Raw genomic sequence first — 25,202 nt, 5'->3', positions numbered from 1 at the left:
TCATATGCGGAAGTAGTTCAGTGGTAGAATACAACCTTGCCAAGGTTGGGGTCGCGGGTTCGAATCCCGTCTTCCGCTCCAAAAAAAGTTCCAATGCCGGGGTGGCGGAACTGGCAGACGCACAGGACTTAAAATCCTGCGGTAGGTGACTACCGTACCGGTTCGATTCCGGTCCTCGGCACCATTTAAACTATAAACTAACATATGCGCCCGTAGCTCAATTGGATAGAGCGTCTGACTACGGATCAGAAGGTTATGGGTTCGACTCCTTTCGGGCGCGCCATATAAAATTTTAAGTAATTATGTTTTGGGGCCTTAGCTCAGCTGGGAGAGCGCCTGCCTTGCACGCAGGAGGTCAGCGGTTCGATCCCGCTAGGCTCCACCATTAAAAAAATAATGAAATTGTATTATGGCGGTGTAGCTCAGCTGGCTAGAGCATTCGGTTCATACCCGAAAGGTCGTGGGTTCGACTCCCTCCGCCGCTACTTATCATAATATGGAGGTATACCCAAGTCCGGCTGAAGGGATCGGTCTTGAAAACCGACAGGGGCTTAACGGCTCGCGGGGGTTCGAATCCCTCTACCTCCTCCATTATTTTTTTCTAATATTTCCATCGTCGCGGGGTGGAGCAGTTCGGTAGCTCGTCGGGCTCATAACCCGAAGGTCGCAGGTTCAAATCCTGTCCCCGCAATAAAGAAAAACCGTCACCGGCCCTTTTCAAAAGCAAACAGACTTCTTGACTGTACTTCCTTGAAAAGGAGCCATGCGGCACAAATAAGACGAACGGTTCTTGAAATCCTGTTTTTGGATTTCAAAACAGATGGGCTTATTTCTGAGCATGGCAGGTGTAAGGTTAAACATCATTAAATTGGTCCGGTAGTTCAGCTGGTTAGAATGCCTGCCTGTCACGCAGGAGGTCGCGGGTTCGAGTCCCGTCCGGACCGCCATCTATTATAAATAGTTGTGGCGATTGTGGCGAAGTGGTTAACGCATCGGATTGTGGTTCCGACATTCGTGGGTTCGATTCCCATCAGTCGCCCCATATATATACTTATATGGGCCTATAGCTCAGCTGGTTAGAGCGCACGCCTGATAAGCGTGAGGTCGGTGGTTCGAGTCCACTTAGGCCCACCATATAGTTGTTCCGCAGTAGCTCAGTGGTAGAGCACTCGGCTGTTAACCGAGCGGTCGTAGGTTCGAATCCTACCTGCGGAGCCATTTTTTAAACTGGGGAAGTACTCAAGAGGCTGAAGAGGCGCCCCTGCTAAGGGTGTAGGTCGGGTAACCGGCGCGAGGGTTCAAATCCCTCCTTCTCCGCCAGTTCTTATTTACAAAATCAATTAATACATATTAAGGGCTGTATGAACTAATCAATGATTATTTTCATACAGCCCTTTGTTTTTGATAACCAAATTAAATAAAAAAGAGTGTATTGCTAAGTGTCATATCATAGCTTAGTGATATACTCTTTTTATATTTGTTATATGTAGTTTTTAAATCGTCATTATTTAACCTCGATTGTATGTGGTAAAAAAAAGTTTGAAATTGCAAGAAAAGATGAACCAAGTGCTATTGAATAATGATCTAGATTTGAAAAGATAATTTGTGTGGCTTCTCTGTGATGAGGTGATAACCTTTCATCTAATACTCTTTCTAAACTATTTGTAATCCATTTTTCAAAACGGCCCATTCGATTTCCAATAATAATTATCTCAGGATTCAGCGTGTTAATAATGTTTGTTATACCAATTCCAAGATATTCACCAATATGATGAAAAAGATTGATAATTTCTTTGTTTCCATTATATGCTTCCTCTAATAGCTTTTCTAAAGTAACAGTGGTATTTTTGAATCCTTTTAGTTTTTGTGCTTCTTCAATAAGTGCGTATTCTGATGCATATAATTCCCAACAGCCACGGTTACCACAGAAGCACTTCTTTCCTTTTAACTCGATGGTCATATGACCCATTTCTGCTGCGATCCCAGTTGAACCTTTATATAGGTTATTATTTATGATTATTCCTGTGCCGATACCCATACCAATACTTATATAAATTAAATTAGTGGCTTTATTGCCTAAACCATAGATTTTTTCTCCCAAGGCGCCTGCGTTAGCTTCATTCTCAATAGTAATAGGAATATTGAACTTATCTTCTATGTAAGGTATCAAATCAACATGTTTCCATTCTAGACCTGATGCTTGTAGTATTTGACCTTTTGTATCGACGAATCCAGGAATACCAAGGCCAATCCCTACTATTCCATATGGACTAGCTGGTGCTTCCAATATTAGTTTTTCTATTAAATGTAGGATGGATTGTAATACGGTGTGAAATTCTCGACTATGAAGTGTTTCTGTATACTCTTCAATGATTTCACCTCGTAAGTCTGTAAGAATTGCTAGTATGTAATTGACACCTAAATCAATGCCAATGGAATAGCCTGCCTTATTATTGAAATATAACATTACTGGTTTTCTTCCGCCACTAGATTGGCCTTGTCCAATTTCGTATACAAGTGATTCATTAAGTAGTTCTGTAACCATTGTAGAGACAGTAGCTTTATTTAAATTTGTATCTTTAGCAATTTGTGCTCGAGATATAGGGCTGCATTGTTGGATTGTATTTAATACGATAGATTTATTTATTTTTTTTACTAAGTATTGATCACCGGTTCGTGCTTTATTCATACTTTCACCTAACTTTGTTTATTGGATAAACTTAGTATAAACGATTATGTGAAAGATGTACAATCAAATAAAGTCGGAAAAATTTCTATTTTAATATATTTTTTAATATTGACAGCGTTTACATTTCTCCAATATACTTAGTTTGTCAATTAAACAATCTTTTGATTAGTTTAACTATTAAACTATCTATCATGCATCAAGGAGGAGATCTTTTGAAGAAGTTAGTCAGCATTCTGATGGTTTTATTTGTTTTAGTGTTAACTGCTTGTGGTGGTGGCGAATCAGTTGGTGATTCAGATAAGAAGAAAACCACTAATAGTGATGGCACTGAAATAGTTAAGTTTTGGTACTATTTCTCTGGTAAACAAGAAGATTTATTTAAAGATCTAGTAAAGGAATATAATAAATCTCAAGATAAAGTGAAGGTTGAGGCTGAATATGTTCCATTTCCGGATACAAAGAAACAGCTATCTGTCGGTATTGCCGGTGGAACTCTACCTGATGCAATCTTGCTAGACAATGTTGATAATGCTTCTTTTGCGGCAATGGGCGTTTTAGAAGACCTTACTACTAAATTAGAAAAATGGGAAGCTACTGAAACATTTATTGAAGGTCCTTTAAACTCTGCAAAATATGAAGACAAATATTATGGCTTACCATATGCAAGTAACTGTCTAGGCTTATTCTATAATGAAGAATTATTTGCACAAGCAGGCATTACTGAACCGCCAACAACGTGGGCTGAGTTCAGAGAAGCAGCGAAAAAGCTGACAAAAGGTGATGTTAAAGGTCTTGGTATCGCTGCTAATAAATCAGAAGAAGGTACATTCCAATTCTATCCATACTTAAAATCAAGTGGTGGGGATTATACAGACCTTGCTGCTGAAGGTCCAATTAATGCTTTAAGTTTATTAAAAGATATCTATGATGATGGTTCAATGAATAAAGATATTTTAAATAATACGCAAGATGATCTTGCTCGTCAGTTTGCTCAAGGAAAAATTGCGATGATGGTAAATGGACCTTGGAACATTTCTCGTATTGAAAAAGAAAATCCAAATTTGAAATTTGCTATTACACAAATTCCAAAAGATAAAGAATTCGCATCTGTTCTAGGTGGGGAAAATATTGCTTTAATCAAAGGTGGAAATGTTGATCCAGCTTGGGATTTCGTAAAATGGTTATTTGAACCAGAACGTTATGAAGAATTCACAGCTGATACAGGCGTATTCCCAGCAAGAAAAGATGTTCTTGAAGGATCTGATTTCTGGAAAAATGATAAATACTTAAAAGGTTTCGTACCAATTATGGATGTAGCAGATCCTCGTGGTCCATCACCAGATTGGCCAAAAGTTTCTGAGGCAATTCAAATTGCTATCCAAGAAGCTTTGACAGAAACAAAATCACCTGAAGAGGCTATGAAAGGTGCGGCTAAAAAAGTTGAGTCTCTCATGAATAAATAATGTAGTAACCATATCATGCAAGAGCCGATTACAGAGCATTGTTCTGTAATTGGTTCTTACATATACAAAGGGAATTGGTTACTCGTTCCCTTTGTGTATGTAAGGAAAGTGAAATACTTTAAAAGAGTACATAAGTCAGAAATAAGGCTTTTATCTCCATGAAATCTATTGAATACGATGTTCACTATTGATTTGAAGATAAGGAGAAATTGAAATGAACAAAAAAAGATTTGGAAAGTTTGAAGGTTATGGCTTCGTTCTTCCCGCTGTTTTATTTATGTTGCTGTTAGTAGGATACCCCTTAATCTATAATATTTTCCTCAGTTTTTTAGATGTAGATATTAGTAATCTTGCTTCAGGAGAAAAGAGTTTTATAGGAATCGACAACTATAAGACATTAGCTGAAACAGAAGGATTTAGTATCTCTGTGGTCAACACGTTTATTTATACAATCGGAAGCGTGTTTTTCCAAGTAATTATCGGTTTTGCTTTAGCTTTATTTTTTAGTATGAAATTTAAATTGGCATCATTCTTAAGAGGTTTCATGATGATTGCATGGTTGATTCCGATGACGATTACAGCACTTCTATTCAAGTTTATGATGAGCGGTGATGGTGTTATCAACCAAATGCTTATAAATAGTGGCATCATAGATAGTCCAATTGCTTGGTTGTCAGATCCGAATGTTGCATTATGGAGTGTTATCATTACGAATATTTGGATTGGTATCCCGTTCAATATGCTTTTATTATCAACTGGTATAAGCTCACTTCCAGAGGATGTTTATGAAAGCGCGAGCCTTGATGGAGCTAGCTGGTATCATAAGTTAGTTCATATTACATTACCGTTATTAAAACCAGTCATATTGGTCGTGTTAATGTTAGGCTTTATCTACACGTTTAAAGTGTTTGATATCGTGTTTGTTATGACTGGCGGAGGACCAATCAATTCAACAGAGGTTTTATCAACTCTTGCTTATCGTTTCTCTTTCAATGAATTCCAATTTAGTCTAGGTGCGGCAGCAGCAAATGTCTTGTTCGTCATCTTATTTGTTGTAAGTCTTGTGTACCTGAAAATGATTAAGAATGATGAGGTGATGTAATTGTGGGCAAACGTAAAGAATGGATTTTGAATATTCTGGGTATTTTGATTGTATGTGCTTTCTTGTTTCCGGTGTATTGGATGATCATAACAGCGTTTAAAAGCCAATCTGAAATATTCCAAACACCACCTACTTTTTGGCCGAAGGATTTTCAAATTGATAGTTTCATCTCTATTTTCCAAGATAACGTTGGTCAGTACTTTCTAAACAGTTTGATTATCGCGGGAGTATCGACAATTATTGTTTTACTGTTAGCTGTTCCATCTGCCTATGGTTTAGCAAGATTTAATATGAAGGGCAAGAAGTCTATGATTCTCTTGTTCCTCGTTACGCAAATGTTACCAGCAACGGTTGTATTAACTCCCTTATTCTTATTGTTTAATAAATTTTCGATGTTGAATACATTTTGGGGACCGATTCTTTCAACAGCCACACTTGGAATACCTTTTTCAGTGTTGATTTTACGAACATTCTTCATTGGCATACCAAAAGAAATTGAAGAAGCAGCGATTATTGATGGCTGTGGTCGTGTAAAAGCGTTTATTCGAGTAATTATCCCAATTTCTATGCCGAGCATCGTTGTATGTGGAGCGGTTTCGTTCTTCTTTGCTTGGGGTGATTTGATTTACAGTATTACCTTTAACCGAAATCAAGAGCTTTGGCCATTAACGGCAGGTATTAACAATGCGATTGGTAGATATGGAATTGAGTGGAATGACTTGATGGCATTCGCGACTATTTCAGTATTACCGGTTATTATCATATTTATTTTACTTCAAAAACATTTAATTAAGGGCTTAGTAAGTGGCTCGATTAAATAATTGTTTTCTAGATTTAAAAGATATTCAATCCATTAGAAGAAGGAAGTGTATGCTGAAATGAAATTTACAGATGGTTATTGGTTAGTGCGTGAAGGATTTAACATACATAGTCCGAAAACGGTATACGATGTGCATGAAAAAACTAACGGTGTGACAATTTTTGCACCTTGTCAATATATTAATGATCGTGGGGATACATTAAATATCGCACAATTAACAATTGAAATTTCATCTCCTGCAGAAAATATAATTCGTGTCCAAACATGGCATCATAAAGGTGGTAAACCAAAATATCCGAACTTTGCAGTCAATGAAACTTCACCGCATTTACAGGTAACACAAACAGATGAGCAAGTGACTATTCAAAGTGGTTCCATGCGTGTTGTCATCTCGAAAGAAATATTTAAAATGGACTTTTACGATGGGGAGCACAAATTAACACATTGCGATACAAAAGGTCTTGCTTGGATTGAGGGGCCAAATAAAGATGCATATATGCGTGCACAGCTAAATTTAGGTGTTGGTGAGCAATTATATGGTCTTGGTGAACGTTTTACACCATTTGTGAAAAACGGGCAATCAGTCGAAATGTGGAACCGTGACGGAGGAACAAGCTCTGAGCAAGCGTATAAAAATGTTCCTTTCTTTTTAAGCAACAAAGGTTATGGCGTATTTGTCAATCATCCAGAGAATGTAGAATTTGAATTAGGTTCAGAGACAGTAGCCAAATCTCAGTTCAGCGTTCCTGGTGAAATGATTGATTACTATATTATGAGCGGTGAAACGCCGAAAGAAGTCATCACTCGTTATACAAATCTGACAGGAAAGCCTGCTTTACCGCCAGCTTGGTCATTCGGTTTATGGTTAACGACTTCGTTTTCTACAGAATATAACGAGGAGACAGTAAATCATTTTGTTGATGGAATGTTCGAGCGAAATATCCCATTGAAAGTATTTCATTTTGATTGCTTCTGGATGAAAGGGTTTGAATGGTGTAATTTTGAATGGGACCGCAACAATTTCCCTGATCCAGAAGGTATGATTCAACGTTTAAAAGCAAAAGGGTTAAAAATATGCGTGTGGATAAATCCGTATATCGCACAAAAGTCTAAACTGTTCGATGAAGCAGTTGAAAAAGGCTATCTTATTAAGAAAGCAAACGGTGATGTGTGGCAGTGGGATCTGTGGCAATCTGGAATGGGTATTGTTGATTTCACGAATGAAGATGCATGTGAATGGTATGCGAACTTGTTACGCGATTTAGTGGACATGGGTGTTGACTCGTTTAAAACGGATTTTGGTGAAAGAATTCCAACGGATGTAGTTTATGCAGATGGTTCCGATCCTTATCGAATGCACAATTATTATTCTTATAAATATAATGAAATTGTTTTCAATGTTTTAAAAGAAAAACTGGGTGAGCATGAAGCTGCTGTATTTGCTCGTTCTGCGACAACAGGTGGACAAAAATTCCCTGTACATTGGGGTGGCGATTGCGATTCAACATATGAATCTATGGCGGAAAGCTTACGTGGTGGATTATCGTTAACAGCATCCGGATTTGGCTATTGGAGTCATGATATCGGAGGTTTTGAAAACATCGCAACACCAGATTTATTTAAACGTTGGTTAGCATTCGGTTTATTGTCAACTCATAGTCGCCTGCATGGAAGTATTTCTTATCGTGTGCCTTGGGCATATGATGAAGAAGCGGTTGATGTGGCAAGCCACTTTACTCGATTAAAAAATCGTTTAATGCCTTATCTATATGATTCAGCGTATAAAAATCATGTAACAGGTATTCCGATGATGCGTGCCATGTTATTTGATTTCCCGCAGGACCTAACATGTAGTATGTTAGATCGTCAATATATGTTAGGTGATTCGTTACTTGTGGCACCAATATTTAGTGAAACGGGCGAAGTTACATATTATTTACCTGAAGGTAAGTGGACGCATTTATTCACTGGTGAGGTTGTAAAAGGTGGCTCTTGGAGAACGGAAACATACGATTATATGAACCTTCCACTGTTTGTGAAAGAAAATACAATTTTACCTATTGGCTTCAATGAGCATGAAACAGAGTATGAATATGCGAAAGATATATGTTTCCATCTGTATGAAATTGCAGACGAACAAACAATATCAACAACTATTCGTAATACGAAAGGTGAGTTGGCAGGTACCATCGCTGTGACTCGTAATGGAGATACATTAGTAATTCAAACAGATGTAGAACAATATTCGATTTGTGTTAGCGGTCGTCAATCAGTTACAGCAACAACTAGTGGCGAAGTTGAAACATCGGCTGTCGGTGTTGTTGTAAAACCAGAGCAAGGTGTTCAAGAATTCAAAATAACGCTATAATCCAGGCGCATAGGTGAGGAGTAGAGAACATGAGTTATTTTCAAAATGTAAATAAAATTATGTATGAAGGTCCTAAATCAAGAAATGCATTGGCGTTTAAATATTACAACCCAGAAAGAATGATAAATGGGCAAAGAATGGAAGAATTAATGCGATTCTCTGTTGCTTATTGGCATACATTTAATGCTGATGGAGGAGATCCGTTTGGAGCTGGTACGATGCGTCGTCCGTGGAATCATTTATCAGGCATGGATCAAGCAAAGGCTCGTGTAGAAGCAGCATTCGAATTATTTGAAAAACTGGATGTTCCATTCTTTGCTTTTCACGATGTGGATATAGCGCCTGAAGGAAATACGTTGAAAGAATCATTTGATAATACTGATGTGATTGTAAATATGATTAAAGACTATATGAAAACAAGCAAAACAAAGTTGCTTTGGAATACGGCTAATCTATTTACAAACCCTCGTTATGTACATGGTGCAGCTACATCTTGTAATGCAGATGTATTTGCTTATTCAGCAGCAAAAGTAAAAAAAGGTTTAGAAGTGGGTAAAGAATTAGGTGCTGAAAACTATGTCTTCTGGGGTGGCCGTGAAGGCTATGATACGTTGCTGAATACGAATATGAAACTTGAACAAGATAACTTAGCTCGTTTCTTTCATATGGCAGTAGATTATGCAAAAGAAATTGGTTTTGATGCACAATTCTTAATTGAACCAAAACCTAAAGAGCCGACAAAGCATCAATATGATTTCGATGTAGCAACGGGTCTTGCTTTCTTACAAAAGTATGGTTTAAGTGACTACTTTAAATTCAATATTGAAGCAAATCATGCAACACTTGCAGGTCATACGTTTGAGCATGAATTATGTGTAGCACGGATTAATGGAATGTTAGGATCAGTCGATGCAAACCAAGGTGATAAATTAATTGGTTGGGATACGGATGAATTCCCTACAGATTTATATGCAACAACTTTAGCTATGTACGAAATTATGAAAAATGGTGGACTTGGAAGAGGTGGATTGAACTTCGATTCTAAAGTACGCAGAGCTTCATTTGATCCAGAAGATTTATTCCACGCTCATATTGCTGGTATGGATAGCTTTGCAATAGGTGCATTAGTAGCCAATAAATTATTAGAAGAGCGTGTTTTTGAAAGCTTTATAGATGAAAGATATGAAAGCTTTACGAAAGGAATCGGCTTAGATATTGTGAACGGTAATGTCAATTTCCGTACGCTAGAAGCACATGCATTGCAATTAGGAGAAATAGAATTACAATCTGGACGTGAAGAAAGATTAAAATCTTTATTGAATCAATACTTATTGGAAGTAATCACTGAGCCAGCAACTGTATAAAGAGAAGATGTATGAAAAAATGTGTTGGATCAATGATAAAATCCAACACATTTTTTGTAAGCAATGACATCAGCTCTGAATGTCTTAATGAAAGCAATTGTATTCTTGCAAAATATAATGAAAAGGACGTTGAAAGCATGAAATACGTAATCGGGATTGATCTTGGAACAAGTGCTGTAAAGATTCTTTTAGTGAATAAGCTTGGGGAAGTTTGTAATACAGTAACGAAATCATATCCACTTATTCATTCTAAATCAGGATATAGTGAACAAAACCCAAAAGAGTGGGTAGAGAAAACGATTAATGGATTAGCGGAACTTGTACATTCATTTGAAGGAAATATGAATGATATAGAAGGTATTAGCATTTCTGGACAAATGCACGGATTAGTTTTACTTGACCATAATCAAAAGTTATTGCGCAATGCAATTCTTTGGAATGATACGAGAACAACTAAGCAGTGCCAGGAGATTTATGAAATGATTGGCCAGGAGCGTTTGCTAGAGATTACGAAAAACCCAGCACTTGAAGGATTCACGCTACCTAAGCTTCTTTGGGTGAAAGAAGAGGAACTGGAGCTTTTTGAAAAAGCGGCTGTTTGTTTGTTGCCTAAAGATTATTTACGTTATCGTTTAACGGGAAAAATACATAGTGAATATTCGGATGCAGCTGGTACGTTATTGCTTGATGTGAACAAGAAGCAATGGAGCGCAGAAATGTGTGAGGCGTTTGGTATACCAATGAGCCTTTGCCCACCTCTTGTAGAATCTCATGAGAATGTAGGTTCACTCATTCCTGCTATAAGTGAAAAAACAGGATTGCCATCAACTGTTAAAGTATTCGCTGGTGGTGCTGATAATGCATGCGGTGCAATTGGAACGGGTATTTTATCAGAAGGAAAAACATTGTGTAGTATCGGAACTTCTGGTGTTGTTCTTTCTTACGAAAATCGTGGAGATTTAGATTTTCAAGGAGAGGTTCACTATTTCAATCATGGCCAAGAAGATGCTTTTTATACTATGGGCGTAACTTTAGCCGCTGGTTATAGCTTAAGTTGGTTTAAGGATACATTTGCACCAAATGAAGATTTCGAAACATTATTACAGGGAGTAGCTGAAGTGCCGATTGGTTCAAATGGTTTATTATTTACACCTTATTTAGTTGGCGAACGTACACCGCATGCTGATTCGATTATTAGAGGTAGTTTTATCGGAATGGATGCATCGCACACACGTAAACATTTTGCCCGAGCTGTAATGGAAGGAATCACTTTTTCGCTAAATGAAAGCATACATATTTTTAGAGAAAACGGAAAAGTAATTGATACGATTTATTCAATTGGAGGCGGAGCCAAAAATGAAGAATGGTTGCAAATGCAGGCAGATATATTTAATAGTAAAATAGTGAAATTCTCAACAGAGCAAGGACCAGGTATGGGAGCAGCGATGCTTGCTGCTTATGGCTGTGGCTGGTTTGATTCACTGCAGGCATGCAGTAAGGCATTTTTAGATGTTGCTGAGGAATATACGCCAATACAACATAATGTTGAGAAGTATCAACAATTATTTACGATCTATCAAAGAGTTTATAAACAAACGAAGGAGCTTAATGAGGCGCTACAAGTTTTTAAATCATAGTAGGTAAATCTTCGGTATCTTTTATATTAAGAATTTAGTTATTTCTAAATAATAAAAATATAATAACTTTATACTAGAATAACAAATTCATATTATAGTAGAGATGGAGAAGAAGTAGAAGATTTCTTTGATTGATGGCACGCCGTATGCGCTGAAAGGCGCCCGTGCGGTGTAGGTCCAGTGTGAGCTGGAAATAGCAGCAATGAAAACTTTGAATTAACGATTATGCATACGAATGATACACATGCTAACTTGGATAGTGTACCAAGAAAGATTACTGCAATTGAACAAGTTCGTGCTGAAAAGCCGTATAATGTGTTATTAAGTGCAGGAGATGTTTTCTCAGGAACTTTATATTTTAATAAATTTTTAGGACAAGCAGACTTAGAATTCATGAATATGGCTAAGTACGATGCTATGACATTTGGTAATCATGAGTTTGATAAAGACTCTGAAACATTAGGAAACTTTATTAAAAATGCTCAATTCCCATTTGTTAGTGCAAATATTGATTTTAGCAAGGATGATTTGTTAAAGCAATACTTTAATCAAAAGTATTCTTCAAAACCAAACAATGCAGAAATCTACAATGGAATTGTGAAAACGATTAATGGTGAAAAAGTGGGTATCTTTGGTTTAACAACTGAAGAAACACCTAGCATTGCAAGCCCAGGATCAGTAACATTTAGTAATTATATTGAATCAGCTAAATCTGCAGTAGCAGAGTTTGAAAAGCAAGGTGTTAACAAAATCGTTGCATTAACACATATCGGCTACAAAGATGGTGGTATCGATGATGATACACAATTAGCAAACCATGTAGAGGGTATTGACGTAATTGTAGGTGGTCATGATCACCGAGGATTAACTGAACCTGTATTAGTTGAGAAATTCGATGAGCCAACAATCATTGTTCAAGCTAATGAATATAATAAATATCTTGGTACTTTAGATGTTACGTTTGATGCAGATGGTAAAATCATTGGCCATGCTGGTCAATTAATCGATTTGAATGCTAAGACAGAAGCTGGAGAATATGTAATTCCTGCAAACAAAGAAGCTTCAGAAATTTTGAACACAAAATATAAGCCAGCTGTTGATGAAATGGAACAAGAAGTTGTAGGTAAATCAGAAGTTGAATTACTTGGTGGAAATCCACCTTCACGTATCGGTGAAACAAACTTAGGAAACTTCATTGCTGATGGTATGCTTGCAAAAGCAAAATCACTTAACCCAAAAACGGTAATGGCTGTTCAAAATGGTGGAGGTGTTCGTACAACACTTCCAGCTGGTGATATTACAACGGGTTCTATTTTGAAGGTTCTTCCATTTAGTAACACACTTGGGATTATGGAGTTAAAAGGTAGTGAAATTGCTGAGGCAATTGAATACAGTGTTGAAATGGCACCAACTCCAAACGGACGATTCCTACAAGTTGCTGGTATGAAGTTTAAATATGATAGCAGCAAACCAGCAGGTGAAAAAGTACTTTCAATCGAAGTACAAAATGGTGATAAGTATGAGCCATTAAATAACGAAGAAACATATTTTGTTGCAACAAATGTTTTCACTGCTAAAGGTGGAGACGGATACACAATGTTTGAAAAAGCATTCAATGAAGGTCGAGTAAGTCAACCTGGTTATGTTGATTGGGAAGTGTTTAAAGAACACTTGGAAGCGCAACCAAATAAAACAATTGCTCCTCAAGTAGAAGGACGTATTATTGACGTTGCTACACAAAAGTAATTGTTATTAATTTGTGATCTATTACACGACAATAACCGTATTTGTTCATTTTTATAGAAAACTCAATTAATCAGGAGGCTTCACTTAATGTCTTATCAATCAAAATCTTCTCGTAAATTCACTGCAACAGCTGTAACGGCAACGGCTGTTGCATTAGCAGTTGCACCAGTAGCATCAGCAGCATCTTTCACGGATGTTGCTCCACAATATCAAGAGGCAGTAGATTTTGTTGTTTCTAAAGGAGCACAAGGTTTAACTGCATCAAAATTTGGTGTTAATGAAAACATTATCCGTCAAGATGCAGCTGTTCTTCTAGCTAAAGTTCTAGAATTAGATGTCGATAAAACAGAAACAACATCTGAATTTACAGATGTTCCTACAAATGCAGTACCATATGTAAATGCTCTTAAAAAAGCTGGTATTACTTCAGGTAAAACAACTACTAAATTTGGTGCGAAAGATTTAATTACTCGTGGTGAATTAGCAGTATGGATTCAAAAAGGTTTTAACTTAGAAGGTAATTCAGAAGTTAAATTTACTGACGTAGCTTCTCAATACAAAGAAGCTGTTTCAGCTCTTGTAAAAAATGAAATTACAAATGGTATTAATGCAAAACAGTTTGGAACAAACAATCCAGCAAAACGTGGAGACTATGCAAGATTCTTATTCAAAGCTGATCAAACTCTTAAATAAAAATAAACGAAACGTTACTTTATAAGCTACTATGCTAGTGAAAAGAGTGGAGAAAATATTCTCTAACTATTGTTTTGAATTAATTGGTGAAAATCCAATTCATATCGAATAGCCAAAAGATATGTGCCTAATCCTCCTGCATCCAGTGATGTTCTAACAAACAGAAGGGATGAAGTCAGGTGAAGACGTAGAAATTAGTTGATAGTTTATAGTTGATAATTGATAGTTAAATAACTTTCAACGGTCCACTTTCCACTATCAACTAATAAAGTTTCGCGGGGTTCTTTAAAAGGTAGCTATGGTTAGGTGACGAATCCATGTGTAGGCAAGGTGAGGTAATGAATGCTAGGAATAGCTAAGGGTTTAGCATTCGTCTATGCATCTGAGATGATGTACTAGAGATTAGTAGATTTGGCTATTAAACTAATCTTTCTCATACTTGAATAGTGGAGACCTAAGGTTATCAAAATAAGGGATCAAAACAATGGAACGTTTGAAGTCCAGTTAGAGTAGGTGTGTTAGCGCTGGTCGATTCTAACTTGGATGGCGGCGAGTTCGTAGTAGTGATGATCATCTGCCGTTTGTATTTCAGTGGTAACATTGGAAGAGGGAAAAACAGATGCTAGCGAAGGAACTCAATCAATCATAAATTACTTTACTTCTCCAGATATATTAAAAAAGTGTACGAAATATCGTGCACTTTTTTGCTTTGTGTTACTTTTATGTAATATCTTTTTTTCATTCATAGATTTGTTATAAATTTTTGTTACGATAATGACATTAACATATGAGTAATAGTTTAAGCAGAATGAGGTGTTACAATGAAAATATTAATTATTGAAGATGATCAGTATCTTTCTAATACAATTGTTGAAACAATTGGAGATTTATTTGAGACGGTACAAGCATTTGAAGGCGAAGAAGGCTTGTACTTAGCTTGTCAAAATATTTATGATGCTATCATCTTAGACATTATGCTACCAAATATGAACGGTTATGATGTATTAAAAGAGTTAAGAAAACAAAATATTACGACACCAGTGATTTTCTTAACAGCGAAAGATGGAATTGATGATAAAATTCATGGATTTAAAGTGGGAGCGGATGACTATTTAGTAAAACCATTTCATAGAGAAGAGCTATTATTACGATTAGAAGCGATTGTAAGACGTTCTGTTGGTGGATTTAATGAAAATATTTTATCCTTTAAAGACTTGAAGCTAAATATTAAGAACAAAACAGCTACTATTGGAAATGATAGTATTAAATTAAATGGTAAGCAATTCGATTTATTGGAGTACTTAATAAATAATAAGAATACCATTCTTACAAAGGAGCAAATTTTCGATAGAGTGTGGGGATTTGAATCAGAAACATCAAATACAGTAGTGGAAGTATACGCGAGTCATTTACGAAAGAATTTAAAGAAATATCATTACGATCAATATATAAAAACCTTTCGAGGATTAGGTTATATGTTAGCTGAAAATGGTGTTACAAATGAATGATATGCTACGAAAGCAACAACTTACATTTATGGTGTCTAACTTTATCGCTTTCACCCTTATTTTCATGATCTTTGGCTTGATTATTTTTAGTATTGTACAAAGTACGCTTTATTCTCAGGCTGATAAAGAATTGCAAGCTTTTCAAGAAAAATTAGAAAGTAACTTTCCAGATAGAATTCCAAAGAGGGATTCGCCAGATGACATGCCTTTTTTAAAGGGAAAGCAACCGATGAATCCAAGAATTATTGCTTTGAAGTGGAATGATAAAGGGAAAATCATTAATCAAGAACAAATGGGGAGTCTTTTTTACGAAACATATTCAGAGGATATTTCATTTGATAAAAGTAAATTGGATGTTTTAACGAATATTAGTATCGACGATTCGTATAATTACCGTTCACTATTGTTTAAAAATAAGAATGAAACAAATACGTATACGCAGTTGTTGATTAACGTGGATTCCGAGAATAGTATCATTCGAAACTTTGAAAAAATCCTTATTATCTGTTCTATGGTAGCGGTTTTATTATCCATTACAGCGAGTTTTATTTTATCTCGAAAATCGATGAAGCCTATCGTGAATTCATGGAATAGACAGTTAGTTTTCGTTGAAAATGCATCGCATGAACTTCGAACACCACTGACTATAATTCAAAATAAATTAGAGCTGTTACTTACTACTCCTAATGAAAAAATTGTAGATAAGTTTGATAATATCGCTTTAAGTCTATCAGAAACAAGGCGTCTATCGAAATTAACAACAGATTTATTAACATTGGCTAGGGCAGATTCTTCCGAAACTCAAATTGTGAAGGAAAAACTAGATTTAGATATGTTCATTAAAGATGTTTGTACACCTTATATTGAAGTTGCTGAACTACAGAATAAACATTTACAGATTGATTTACAGTCTAATGTTGAGATTTCGGCAGATAAAAGTAGAATACATCAATTAATCATCATACTATTAGATAACGCATTAAAGTATACAGCAGAGAATGACACAATAAGTATTAAAACAACAGCAGAAGAAGCTAAGGTTATGATCCAAGTTAGTGATACGGGAATGGGAATTAGCGAAGAACACCGTAAACATATTTTTGATCGTTTCTATCGAGCGGATCAAGCAAGATCAAGAGAGCACGGGGGAGTAGGATTAGGTCTATCGATTGCACAATGGATTGTAGGTAGTCACCAAGGCACGATTAAAGTAGAAAGCACCTTAGAAAAAGGAACAACATTTACAATCAAGTTACCAAGATTTTAAATACCTCCCCTTATTTACTGGATTAGAGGAGAATGTTACGTGAATATAGCTGTACTTAGTGATCTTCATTTGGATATGAATTCGAATTTTGTCGGTGAAGATTTATTGCCAATACTAATTGAAACTTTTGTAGAGAAACAACCGGATTTAATAGTTATAGCGGGAGATTTAAGTGACCATGTAACAAGCACGATTACAATGCTGGATGAAATCGAAAAACATGTTAAGGTGAAAATATTGTTTATTCCTGGTAATCATGATATTTGGGTAAGGAATAATGAAAGCTCATGGGATAGTTATAAGATGTTTGAAAAACATCCTTCATCTATAATCAACAAGCCTTTTGTCGTTAATAATGAATATGTCATTATTGGCGATATGGGTTGGTTCGATTATTCGTTGGCAGCTGAATCAAGTTCAATGTACGAAATACTTTCTGAGAAAGAAGATTGGGGCGATCATAAGTATACGAATTGGAATATGGATGATGGTGAGCTAAATCAAGTCATGCTAAATCAATTAGAAGAACAATTGAGATTAAATAAAGATAAAGAAGTGATTTTTGTTACTCATTTTGTTCCATATAAAGAATATGTAATACGTAGCAATGAATACATGAATTGGGATGTATATAATGCATTTATGGGTTCGGTTAGGATGGGGGAACTAATCAATCGATATGCGAATATAAAGTATGCTATTTTTGGGCATACACATGAGCGGTATCCGTTATATAAGGATGAACAAAAGACAATTATTTGTAATCCACTAGGCTATATTGGAGAAAGAAATGTGGAGACATTTAAGCAAGAGTTAGAAAAGTCGATTACTATAATAAATATATGAGAAGAGGTTGCTTCCGAGTGTATTGGAGGCAATCTTTTTTTGTTGCGTTCATATTTCTTCAATACTATTATTGTTAAATTTATGTATTTTTTTAAGGTTTCTTTAAGGTATGTCCTTTACATTGATAAACAAGAAAATGATGACAGCAAAGGAGGGTGAAGAGTATGAAGAATTTAGGAATCAATGTGGAAAAAGGTAGAAGTGAGTTAAAGCATGCTATTACGAAAGCGGATTGTTATCTTTTACGAAATAAGCTAAGAACAGTAATGAAAACAGATCCACATGCGAATCAGGATGGAAAATATGTAATCAGAAGTGTGTATTTCGATAACTTTGATAATAAAGTGCTCATTCAGAAGAAGGAAGGCATGTATGAGCGTGATAAATATAGAGTTCGGCTATACGACTATAAAACGGATTATATGAATTTAGAGAAAAAGAGTAAGCGTAATAACCTAACATTTAAAGAAAAATGTCGAATTACAGCAGAGGAATATGAACAAATAAGACGTGGCGATTTAGAATGGATGGAGAATGATGGAAGGTCACTTATTCAAGAGCTTTATGTGCAAATGAAACTTCTGCAATTAAAACCTGTGACAATTGTTGATTATGAACGAGAAGTTTTCATATATGGGCCTGGTAATGTTCGAGTCACGTTTGATAGTCATATACGTACGAGTATGAGGAATAATGATGTCTTGAATTCAGATGTCAATATGGTAGAAACACTGGATCCTAATATTGTCATCTTAGAAGTGAAATATGATGAATTTCTACCTGATATCATTAAACTTTTGCTCCAAGTAAATGATCGTAGGAAAGAAACATATTCGAAATATCAAATTAGTAGAATGTATGGTTAATTTGTTTTGATGGAGGACGGAAACATGGATAGTTTTAATTTTAATGATATTTTTAAGTCTAGTTTTTTAGAAAAAACAACGAGTTTTTCAATAGTAGATTCACTAATTGGGTTATTAGTAGCTTTTGTTGTTGGATTATTCATTTATATGGTGTATAAGAAAACATTCGCGGGTGTAATTTACTCACATAGCTTTAACATCTCATTAATTGTTATGTCGATGGCAACAGCCTTAATTATTATGGGCATATCTTCAAATGTACTGTTATCGCTAGGTATGGTCGGTGCATTATCTATTGTTCGTTTTAGAACACCAATTAAAGACCCAATGGATATTGTTTATATATTCTGGTCTATTGTTGCTGGGATTTTGTGTGGAGCGGGATTCATTCCACTAGTCATTATAGGTTCTATATTGATTGGAATTGTTTTGTTAGTCTTTGTGAATAAGATTACGATAGAAAATCCGTATTTAGTCATTGTGAAATACAACGATGTCGAAGTTGAGGAACTATTAAAACAAATTATTTCACAAAAATCTAAGAAGTACTCTATGAAATCTAAATCGGCTATGCCAGGCAATGATTTAGAAATTATTTATGAAGTACGAGTTAAAGAAAATGATGTGAATTTTATTAATACGATTATGGAAATGAACGGTGTGAAGTCAGCGGTTATGCTTAGCTATGATGGTAATTTTACTGCATAGAAGCGCTCTCTTTCCGAAATGAAGCAGGAAGTATGAAAGGGGCATCGAATGTGAAGAATCGATATATTGTTTTATCCATTGTATTGATGCTATCGCTTCTTATACTAGTAGTTATATATCTTCCCAAAGTCGAACAGCAAACAAAAGTTGCTGAAACGGGATATGTAAAGAAAGTATTCAATCAGAATAAAGTTTCAACTGTGGACATAACAATGGATGAAAAAGATCTTACATCCATATTAGAAAACCCAATGAAGAAGGAAGTTGTACCAGCAACTGTCGTAATTAATGGAAAGAAAGTTGCAGACGTTGGCTTTCGCACAAAGGGAAATATGACATTACGTTCTGTTGCTAATATGACAGATTCGGACCGTTATAGTTTCAAAATCGATTTTGATTATTATAATGATGGTCAAAATTTATACGGTTTAAAGAAGCTAGCTTTAAATAATAATTATAGTGATTCAACACTTTCCAGAGAGTATTTGTCATATAAGTTAATGGAGAAGATGGGAATCCCAACTCCAGCTAATTCATATATGTATGTAACGATAAACGGGAAAGAATGGGGTCTATATTTAGGAGTTGAAGCTATCGATGAAACATTTTTGGCACAGAATTATGAAGATTCCACAGGGGATTTATATAAGCCTGATGGTACAGGTAGTGACTTGAAATGGATAAGTGATGATATTAAGGACTATAGTGGTTTGAATTTAAAAACAAATAAAGATAGTTCCGATCAAAGCGCGATGATGAAGCTGCTAGATGTTATTAATAACGGTGGTAATTTAGAAGAAGTCATGGATGTAGATGAAATGCTACGATATTTTGCGACAAATACGGCATTAGTGAATTTAGATCATTATCAAGGTAGCATGAAGCATAATTATTATTTGTATGAACAAAACGGTATATTTTCTATTTTACCATGGGATTATAATATGTCGTTTGGTGGGTTCGGGGCCGGTGGTGAAGGAAATAAACCACAAGCCAATGAACAAAAAAATGTTCAAGATGAAAACAACGAAAAAAATCGTGATGGTAATATGGGTGGCATGATGAGCGGAAATCTCATGAATGAGAAAAGCATTAACTTTAGCATTACGACGCCAGTCTCAGGCACCACGTTAGAAGATCGCCCATTGTTGAATGCATTGCTTTCTATAGATAAATACCGAGAGAAGTATAATCAATACCTTGAAGAAATCGCGACTACATTCTTTACAGAAAAAAATATGCAGACATTAACAAATCAAATTTCTGCTACTATTTTAAAGTATGTTGAAAAGGATCCTACAAAGTTTACGACAACTGAACAGTTTTTAGAGGGTGTGTCGGGAGATGAAAGTCTTGTAGCCTTTGCTGTTAAGCGAGCAGATTCGATTTTGAAACAACTATCTGGTGAACTTGTTGTAGAAGCTGACACGAGTGGTGGATTTGGTGGAGGAGGCATGCCAGGTGAGAAACAAGGTCAAGGTGATATGCCTCAGCTTCCAAATAGAGGAGCTAATGATAATCAAGGAGAAAGACCACAACCTCCAGAGGGAAATGGAAATCTTCCTCAGCCACCAGAGAATATTAAACAGGGAGAAATGCAGCCACCTAATTTTGATAATCAAAATAATCCTTTTAACTTTAATGAAGGTGATGGGCCGCAATCGAGAGAAGAAAGTGGTAATTCACTGCAATCAATACTGATGACTGCTGGGTTTGTGCTTTTGTTGCTCTTGATGATTGTGCTTGCGAGCTTATTTAAGCGAAGACGAGGATAATGTCTATATTATAGAAGAAAGAGATCTGTTTCATTATTATTAATGAGATAGCTCTCTTTTTTTATGCTGAATTTATTTGTTGTTACTTTATAAATAGTGAAGGGCATTCTTCTAATTCCTACTTTACTTATGTGGATTGTGAGTATAAAATGACACTAATAGTTAGTGATTATAAAAGAAGTAAACGAGGGAAAAAGAGGATGAGAAATCTTTCTGTAGTAGTTTGGTCCAAAGATAGATGTAGTTATTGTGATGATGTGAAACAATATTTGGATCAAAAGGAAATTGAATATAAAGTAATTAATCTTACCAATCGTGATGAGCTTAGAGATATTCTTGAGGTAAAGTATGGTGTTCGTCATGTACCTGTTATTGAAATAGGAGAAGGAAATACGTATGAGGCAATAACGGAAGTGGGAATACAAGCTTTAGAAAAAGTAATAGATAAATATAATTAATCGCATTTTAGCACAGAAGATAATTCCAAACAGAAAAGGATGATTAAAATGAGTGATATCGTTATTATATCTGGAACGACTTCATATGAGTCTAGAACAAATGCTGTATTAAATTATTTGGGCGAACAAGTAAAGCAAGAAGAGCTTTCTGTAAGTGAAATTAGTGTGTTAGATATAAATCCAACTGTACTGATTCAAGGGAAATATGATGATCCTTCAATAGTAAAAATTATCGATACAATTCAAAAAGCAAAAGGGGTAATTATCGCATCACCTGTTTATAAAGCTGCTTATACAGGTGCATTAAAGACTTTATTGGATTTATTACCGCAAGATATTTTGAAATACAAACCGATTTATCCATTGATGGTTGGAGGCAGTCAGGCCCATTTGCTTGCAATCGATTATTCGTTTAAACCGTTGCTAGCGGCTTTACAAGCACAGACTATTCTTCGAGGTGTGTATTTAACAGATGATACTATAGATAAATTAAATGTGATTAAGCCAATTACAGATGAAAAGTTAGAAGAAAGAGTAAATGAGCAATTAAGGGAATTTCTTGTATTAACAAGAAGCCTAACTCAATATAGTAATCGTTAATTGAAGTGTTTTAAACATATCATGCTGAGACAAACTAATAGTGGATTACTGTACGAGGGAGGTAATGATATGAAGCTAGCGAAACCTATTGAAAATCGTAAAGAAGTACTTATGGATTTCTTGAATAGCAATGGCGTATATAAAATGGAAGGTGATTCTAGGCATTTGTATGAATATCCTTTGCATGAACTAGAAGAAGAATATGCAAGAGTGAAAAAGAAGATTGCTGAATAAGTGATGTATTTGGTATTAAACTGAATAAAAGATTAGTAATAATGTAGTAGCTCCTTCATTCCGTAGGGGCTACTTTTTTATTTTGAAGCATATTTAAAATTTGTGTCAATATGGGGGAACTAGTCATTTATTAATAACAAGGGGGGAGAGTATGGTACAGAGAAGACATGAAAGTAGCGGTTGTGATGATTATACGTTTATTCCTGGGCCATCTGGTCCGCAGGGAGCAACTGGTCCAACAGGTGCGACTGGAACCACGGGAGTAACTGGAACCACAGGAGCAACTGGAACCACAGGAGCAACCGGAACCACAGGAGCAACCGGAACCACGGGAGTAACTGGAACCACAGGAGCAACTGGAACCACAGGAGCAACTGGATCAACAGGAGTAACTGGAACTACAGGAGCAACCGGAACCACAGGAGCAACTGGAACCACAGGAGCAACTGGAACCACAGGAGTAACTGGAACTACAGGAGCAACTGGAACCACAGGAGCAACTGGTCCAACAGGAGAGACGGGAGCAACGGGAGTAACTGGAACAATAGGAGCGACCGGTCCAACAGGAGAGACGGGCTCAACGGGAGCAACGGGCTCAACGGGAGTAACTGGAACAATAGGAGCGACGGGTTCAACCGGAGAGACAGGGGCAACAGGTTCAACGGGAGTAACTGGATCAACAGGAGCAACTGGAACTACAGGAGCAACTGGAACTACAGGAGCAACTGGAACCACAGGAGCAACTGGTCCAACAGGAGAGACGGGAGCAACGGGAGTAACTGGAACAATAGGAGCGACGGGTTCAACCGGAGAGACAGGGGCAACAGGTTCAACGGGAGTAACTGGAACAATAGGAGCAACTGGTCCAACCGGAGAGACGGGAGCAACGGGAGTAACTGGAACAATAGGAGCAACTGGTCCAACCGGAGAGACGGGAGCAACGGGAGTAACTGGAACAATAGGAGCGACGGGTTCAACCGGAGAGACAGGAGCAACTGGAGCCACAGGTCAGGCACCTGCTACTGCTTTTGCGTATATTTTTAATACAGCAGATCAATCTCTTGCTTCAAATGATAATATTTTATTTAGTAATAATGGGGCAATGATCGGTATTAATCATAGTTTAGGAAGTGCAGATATTGAATTTACACTTGATGGTGTCTATGCTGTTTGGTTTATCGTTAATGGGGATCCAGATAATCAATTTGGTCTGTTTCTTGATAATCAGTTAGTTGTAGGGAGTGCATACAGCTCAGTAGGTGGAAATGAACCGAATCCAGGCATGACTATTATCTCAGTTGTAGTTGGCCAAATTCTAAACGTGCGAAACATAACGAATACGTTTACAATTGATCTTGGTTCATCACCAGTTCAAACAGTTCCAAATGTAAACGCATCAATATTGATTCAAAGAATTGCTCCATAACCACCACCTTCAAGTAATTGGGTTGTTAATCGAGCTGTTGTGCCACAAGTAGGCAACACGAATATAACGGTTACGAATATTTCTATTCTTTGCGAACAGGGATGTATATAAATCCTAATGTGACAGGTACGATCAATAATAATACAGTATACAATACACGAGGTGGGTTTTTGGTTGATGGAGCGTTGACAACTTTAACAGGAAACGCTTGGGGAGTACCAGCGAATTTCACAGATATTGCTTTACTTGTTGGGACAACATGTGGTCCTCCTTACGACAATGTTGCTCAGTTATCTCAACTAAATAGTAATGCAAATATAGATGATCAACGAGTTGGATGTTAAGAAAAGTAGACCATTCTGAAGATAGAGAAAAATATCAGAATGGTCTTTTTCTATGGAATGCATTGGAGTTAGTTTTCTGTGCTTTCAGCATCACACTCGAAACAATAAAGCCTCCCATCTTTTTCATTAATGACACCATTAAGGAAGCCTTCTAAACAATTGATTTCTTTTTGACATAATGTACAATTGCCTACAAATTCTTTCATAAGTATTCTCCTTGCTCGGTTTATGATAGGTTTATATCCTTTTACTTATTCTTCATCACAAGATAATCTCCTATCAGAAGGAGTGCAAAATGAAGTAGAGCAACTTTTATTAATAGTTTTTATATTGTAGTTCAACTATTTTCCGTGATAAATTCTTTTTTGATTTGTTGTTTGTAAACTTTTGCAGAAATCCAAATACTTATTTCATACAATAAAATGAGTGGAATAATCACAAGAAAATCAGAAATAAAATCAGGTGGTGTTAAAGTAACACCGATTACGATTAATAGAAAGTATGCGTATTTCCGAACTTTTTTTAAACTAGTAGGATTGATGATACCTAGCTTTGTAAGGAAAAGAATCACAACGGGTAGTTCAAACACTAAACTAATTGGGATGACCACATTAAACATAAATGTAAAATAATGTTGCAATCCGTATGTTTCAATTGCTCCAATGGCACTATTTACGTTGCTCATAAAATTCAATGTCATAGGAAAAACAATAAAGAAAGAAAAGGATAAGCCGACAATAAAGAGGAAAAAGGAGAGGGGGACATATAGCAAAGTTCCTTTTGCTTCTTTCTCGGTTAATCCTGGTTTGACAAAGGCCCAGATTTGATAGATGGCAATGGGAAATGAAAGTATTAGAGAGATGAGAAAGGATAGTTTAAAATAGATTAAAAAGCCATCAGTAAAGCCAAATACATTCCATTGAATTTGTTCAGGTACATAATGAACTTTTAAAAATTCTAATAAGCTATTTGAAAAAGCAAAACCAATGATTAAACTGATGATAAAAGCTACTGCGATGAAAATAAGTCTTTTTCGCAGCTCTTCTAAATGTTCAATCCAGTTTTCATCCATAGGTGTCACCCTTTTGTGGCTTGTTTCTTGTTTGTTTCTTCTTCATCTGTTATATCATCCACGATTTCTTTTGTTGATGAACGAAACTCACGTAATGTTTCACCCACTGCTTTTCCGAGTTGAGGTAACTTTGCTGGTCCAAAAATAATGAGAGCAATCACCAAAATAATAATTAAACCAGGAACACCAATGTTCATCATGATAAATCTCCTCCTT

General features: G+C 36.1%; 23 protein-coding genes and 12 tRNA genes. 31 read left to right on the top strand and 4 right to left on the bottom strand.

The genetic code is table 11. The annotated features are described in order from the left end of the window. Window positions 1-6: 6 nt before the first annotated feature. From TX86_RS22810 to TX86_RS22750, 12 genes are all read left to right on the top strand, one after another. Window positions 7-81, top strand: a tRNA-Gly gene (locus TX86_RS22810). Between the two features lie 14 nt (window positions 82-95). After that, window positions 96-184 (top strand) — tRNA-Leu (locus TX86_RS22805). A gap of 22 nt (window positions 185-206) precedes the next feature. Continuing rightward, window positions 207-283 (top strand) — tRNA-Arg (locus tag TX86_RS22800). Window positions 284-309: 26 nt separating this feature from the next. Further along, window positions 310-385 (top strand) — tRNA-Ala (locus tag TX86_RS22795). 26 nt (window positions 386-411) lie between these two features. Next, a tRNA-Met gene (locus tag TX86_RS22790) sits at window positions 412-485 on the top strand. A gap of 13 nt (window positions 486-498) precedes the next feature. Next, window positions 499-591: transfer RNA gene (locus tag TX86_RS22785), tRNA-Ser, on the top strand. 26 nt (window positions 592-617) lie between these two features. Then, window positions 618-691 (top strand) — tRNA-Met (locus TX86_RS22780). A 179-nt stretch (window positions 692-870) separates the two neighbouring features. Continuing rightward, window positions 871-947 (top strand) — tRNA-Asp (locus tag TX86_RS22770). Between the two features lie 19 nt (window positions 948-966). Then, a tRNA-His gene (locus tag TX86_RS22765) sits at window positions 967-1,042 on the top strand. A 15-nt stretch (window positions 1,043-1,057) separates the two neighbouring features. Further along, window positions 1,058-1,134, top strand: a tRNA-Ile gene (locus tag TX86_RS22760). 9 nt (window positions 1,135-1,143) lie between these two features. After that, window positions 1,144-1,218: transfer RNA gene (locus TX86_RS22755), tRNA-Asn, on the top strand. An 11-nt stretch (window positions 1,219-1,229) separates the two neighbouring features. Further along, a tRNA-Ser gene (locus TX86_RS22750) sits at window positions 1,230-1,320 on the top strand. Between the two features lie 184 nt (window positions 1,321-1,504). Here the strand turns inward: TX86_RS22750 and TX86_RS22745 are convergent. Then, window positions 1,505-2,689 carry an ROK family transcriptional regulator gene (locus tag TX86_RS22745; RefSeq protein WP_042352431.1) on the bottom strand — a complete coding sequence of 395 codons (1,185 nt, stop codon included), beginning with the start codon at window positions 2,687-2,689 and terminating at the stop codon, window positions 1,505-1,507. Between the two features lie 212 nt (window positions 2,690-2,901). On the opposite strand from TX86_RS22745, the gene TX86_RS22740 reads away from it, so the two are divergent. The 19 genes from TX86_RS22740 (at window position 2,902) to TX86_RS27355 (ending at window position 23,914) form a co-directional block, all read left to right on the top strand. Next, entirely contained in the window at window positions 2,902-4,152 is a 1,251-nt protein-coding gene (locus tag TX86_RS22740) for an ABC transporter substrate-binding protein (protein ID WP_042352429.1), read from the top strand. A gap of 214 nt (window positions 4,153-4,366) precedes the next feature. Further along, complete coding sequence (locus tag TX86_RS22735; protein WP_042352427.1) at window positions 4,367-5,254, top strand: carbohydrate ABC transporter permease; 888 nt, start codon at window positions 4,367-4,369, stop codon at window positions 5,252-5,254. A gap of 2 nt (window positions 5,255-5,256) precedes the next feature. Continuing rightward, the gene (locus TX86_RS22730) at window positions 5,257-6,075 is read left to right on the top strand and encodes a carbohydrate ABC transporter permease (RefSeq protein ID WP_042352424.1); all 819 of its coding nucleotides are present in this window, start codon (window positions 5,257-5,259) and stop codon (window positions 6,073-6,075) included. Window positions 6,076-6,132: 57 nt separating this feature from the next. Continuing rightward, window positions 6,133-8,442, top strand: coding sequence for an alpha-xylosidase (gene yicI, locus TX86_RS22725; RefSeq protein WP_042352422.1), 2,310 nt, complete (start codon window positions 6,133-6,135; stop codon window positions 8,440-8,442). A gap of 29 nt (window positions 8,443-8,471) precedes the next feature. Beyond that, window positions 8,472-9,806: a xylose isomerase gene (gene xylA / locus TX86_RS22720; RefSeq protein ID WP_042352421.1), complete on the top strand. Its 1,335-nt coding sequence runs from the start codon at window positions 8,472-8,474 to the stop codon at window positions 9,804-9,806. Window positions 9,807-9,943: 137 nt separating this feature from the next. Next, window positions 9,944-11,443, top strand: a complete 1,500-nt coding sequence (xylB, locus tag TX86_RS22715; RefSeq protein WP_042352482.1) for a xylulokinase — start codon at window positions 9,944-9,946, stop codon at window positions 11,441-11,443. A gap of 225 nt (window positions 11,444-11,668) precedes the next feature. Continuing rightward, the gene (locus TX86_RS22710; protein WP_052343853.1) at window positions 11,669-13,189 is read left to right on the top strand and encodes a bifunctional metallophosphatase/5'-nucleotidase; all 1,521 of its coding nucleotides are present in this window, start codon (window positions 11,669-11,671) and stop codon (window positions 13,187-13,189) included. Window positions 13,190-13,276: 87 nt separating this feature from the next. Further along, a complete protein-coding gene (locus TX86_RS22705) occupies window positions 13,277-13,882 on the top strand; it encodes an S-layer homology domain-containing protein (RefSeq protein WP_052343851.1) in 606 nt (201 codons plus the stop codon). 821 nt (window positions 13,883-14,703) lie between these two features. After that, a complete protein-coding gene (locus TX86_RS22700) occupies window positions 14,704-15,390 on the top strand; it encodes a response regulator transcription factor (protein WP_042352420.1) in 687 nt (228 codons plus the stop codon). Continuing rightward, window positions 15,383-16,657, top strand: a complete 1,275-nt coding sequence (locus TX86_RS22695) for a sensor histidine kinase (RefSeq protein ID WP_042352418.1) — start codon at window positions 15,383-15,385, stop codon at window positions 16,655-16,657. The genes TX86_RS22700 and TX86_RS22695 overlap by 8 nt, the downstream gene beginning before the upstream one ends. Before the next feature lie 39 nt (window positions 16,658-16,696). Beyond that, window positions 16,697-17,503 (top strand): metallophosphoesterase, encoded by an 807-nt coding sequence (locus TX86_RS22690; RefSeq protein ID WP_042352416.1) that lies wholly within the window; start codon window positions 16,697-16,699, stop codon window positions 17,501-17,503. A 164-nt stretch (window positions 17,504-17,667) separates the two neighbouring features. Then, window positions 17,668-18,369 carry a polyphosphate polymerase domain-containing protein gene (locus tag TX86_RS22685; protein ID WP_042352414.1) on the top strand — a complete coding sequence of 234 codons (702 nt, stop codon included), beginning with the start codon at window positions 17,668-17,670 and terminating at the stop codon, window positions 18,367-18,369. Between the two features lie 24 nt (window positions 18,370-18,393). Beyond that, window positions 18,394-19,077 (top strand): DUF4956 domain-containing protein, encoded by a 684-nt coding sequence (locus TX86_RS22680; RefSeq protein WP_042352412.1) that lies wholly within the window; start codon window positions 18,394-18,396, stop codon window positions 19,075-19,077. A 50-nt stretch (window positions 19,078-19,127) separates the two neighbouring features. Further along, window positions 19,128-20,852, top strand: a complete 1,725-nt coding sequence (locus TX86_RS22675; protein ID WP_052343857.1) for a CotH kinase family protein — start codon at window positions 19,128-19,130, stop codon at window positions 20,850-20,852. A 200-nt stretch (window positions 20,853-21,052) separates the two neighbouring features. Then, on the top strand, window positions 21,053-21,310 hold the full coding sequence (locus tag TX86_RS22670; protein WP_042352408.1) for a glutaredoxin family protein: 258 nt from the start codon (window positions 21,053-21,055) through the stop codon (window positions 21,308-21,310). Window positions 21,311-21,358: 48 nt separating this feature from the next. Beyond that, window positions 21,359-21,910 (top strand): NADPH-dependent FMN reductase, encoded by a 552-nt coding sequence (gene ssuE / locus TX86_RS22665; protein WP_042352406.1) that lies wholly within the window; start codon window positions 21,359-21,361, stop codon window positions 21,908-21,910. A 69-nt stretch (window positions 21,911-21,979) separates the two neighbouring features. Next, entirely contained in the window at window positions 21,980-22,144 is a 165-nt protein-coding gene (locus tag TX86_RS26485; RefSeq protein ID WP_154663212.1) for a Fur-regulated basic protein FbpA, read from the top strand. Window positions 22,145-22,295: 151 nt separating this feature from the next. Then, window positions 22,296-23,570 carry a collagen-like domain-containing protein gene (locus tag TX86_RS26480; protein WP_042352405.1) on the top strand — a complete coding sequence of 425 codons (1,275 nt, stop codon included), beginning with the start codon at window positions 22,296-22,298 and terminating at the stop codon, window positions 23,568-23,570. Window positions 23,571-23,740: 170 nt separating this feature from the next. Next, entirely contained in the window at window positions 23,741-23,914 is a 174-nt protein-coding gene (locus tag TX86_RS27355; RefSeq protein ID WP_230203708.1) for a hypothetical protein, read from the top strand. 68 nt (window positions 23,915-23,982) lie between these two features. On the opposite strand, the gene TX86_RS27100 is transcribed toward TX86_RS27355, so the two are convergent. From TX86_RS27100 to TX86_RS22645, 3 genes are all read right to left on the bottom strand, one after another. Next, window positions 23,983-24,120, bottom strand: a complete 138-nt coding sequence (locus TX86_RS27100) for a hypothetical protein (protein ID WP_195892943.1) — start codon at window positions 24,118-24,120, stop codon at window positions 23,983-23,985. Between the two features lie 131 nt (window positions 24,121-24,251). After that, on the bottom strand, window positions 24,252-24,986 hold the full coding sequence (gene tatC / locus TX86_RS22650; protein WP_042352404.1) for a twin-arginine translocase subunit TatC: 735 nt from the start codon (window positions 24,984-24,986) through the stop codon (window positions 24,252-24,254). A gap of 5 nt (window positions 24,987-24,991) precedes the next feature. After that, window positions 24,992-25,186, bottom strand: a complete 195-nt coding sequence (locus tag TX86_RS22645) for a twin-arginine translocase TatA/TatE family subunit (protein WP_042352402.1) — start codon at window positions 25,184-25,186, stop codon at window positions 24,992-24,994. Between the last annotated feature and the right edge of the window lie 16 nt (window positions 25,187-25,202).

Source organism: Bacillus massiliigorillae (assembly GCF_000380245.2).
Lineage (GTDB): Bacteria > Bacillota > Bacilli > Bacillales > DSM-1321 > Bacillus_AD > Bacillus_AD massiliigorillae.
Note: the sequence above shows the minus strand (reverse complement) of the source record. Positions and strands in the feature narration are given on the sequence as shown.

What these genes read in the sequence shown, in the direction of transcription:
- yicI (WP_042352422.1), top strand. Translation starts at nt 6,133, where the DNA reads ATGAAATTTACAGATGGTTATTGGTTAGTGCGTGAAGGATTTAACATA.
- tatC (WP_042352404.1), bottom strand. Translation starts at nt 24,986, where the DNA reads ATGGATGAAAACTGGATTGAACATTTAGAAGAGCTGCGAAAAAGACTT.
- xylA (WP_042352421.1), top strand. Translation starts at nt 8,472, where the DNA reads ATGAGTTATTTTCAAAATGTAAATAAAATTATGTATGAAGGTCCTAAA.
- TX86_RS22735 (WP_042352427.1), top strand. Translation starts at nt 4,367, where the DNA reads ATGAACAAAAAAAGATTTGGAAAGTTTGAAGGTTATGGCTTCGTTCTT.
- TX86_RS22745 (WP_042352431.1), bottom strand. Translation starts at nt 2,689, where the DNA reads ATGAATAAAGCACGAACCGGTGATCAATACTTAGTAAAAAAAATAAAT.
- TX86_RS22695 (WP_042352418.1), top strand. Translation starts at nt 15,383, where the DNA reads ATGAATGATATGCTACGAAAGCAACAACTTACATTTATGGTGTCTAAC.
- TX86_RS27100 (WP_195892943.1), bottom strand. Translation starts at nt 24,120, where the DNA reads ATGAAAGAATTTGTAGGCAATTGTACATTATGTCAAAAAGAAATCAAT.
- TX86_RS26485 (WP_154663212.1), top strand. Translation starts at nt 21,980, where the DNA reads ATGAAGCTAGCGAAACCTATTGAAAATCGTAAAGAAGTACTTATGGAT.
- TX86_RS22710 (WP_052343853.1), top strand. Translation starts at nt 11,669, where the DNA reads ATGCATACGAATGATACACATGCTAACTTGGATAGTGTACCAAGAAAG.
- ssuE (WP_042352406.1), top strand. Translation starts at nt 21,359, where the DNA reads ATGAGTGATATCGTTATTATATCTGGAACGACTTCATATGAGTCTAGA.
- TX86_RS26480 (WP_042352405.1), top strand. Translation starts at nt 22,296, where the DNA reads ATGGTACAGAGAAGACATGAAAGTAGCGGTTGTGATGATTATACGTTT.
- TX86_RS22700 (WP_042352420.1), top strand. Translation starts at nt 14,704, where the DNA reads ATGAAAATATTAATTATTGAAGATGATCAGTATCTTTCTAATACAATT.
- TX86_RS22705 (WP_052343851.1), top strand. Translation starts at nt 13,277, where the DNA reads ATGTCTTATCAATCAAAATCTTCTCGTAAATTCACTGCAACAGCTGTA.
- TX86_RS22645 (WP_042352402.1), bottom strand. Translation starts at nt 25,186, where the DNA reads ATGATGAACATTGGTGTTCCTGGTTTAATTATTATTTTGGTGATTGCT.
- TX86_RS22670 (WP_042352408.1), top strand. Translation starts at nt 21,053, where the DNA reads ATGAGAAATCTTTCTGTAGTAGTTTGGTCCAAAGATAGATGTAGTTAT.
- TX86_RS22680 (WP_042352412.1), top strand. Translation starts at nt 18,394, where the DNA reads ATGGATAGTTTTAATTTTAATGATATTTTTAAGTCTAGTTTTTTAGAA.
- xylB (WP_042352482.1), top strand. Translation starts at nt 9,944, where the DNA reads ATGAAATACGTAATCGGGATTGATCTTGGAACAAGTGCTGTAAAGATT.
- TX86_RS22685 (WP_042352414.1), top strand. Translation starts at nt 17,668, where the DNA reads ATGAAGAATTTAGGAATCAATGTGGAAAAAGGTAGAAGTGAGTTAAAG.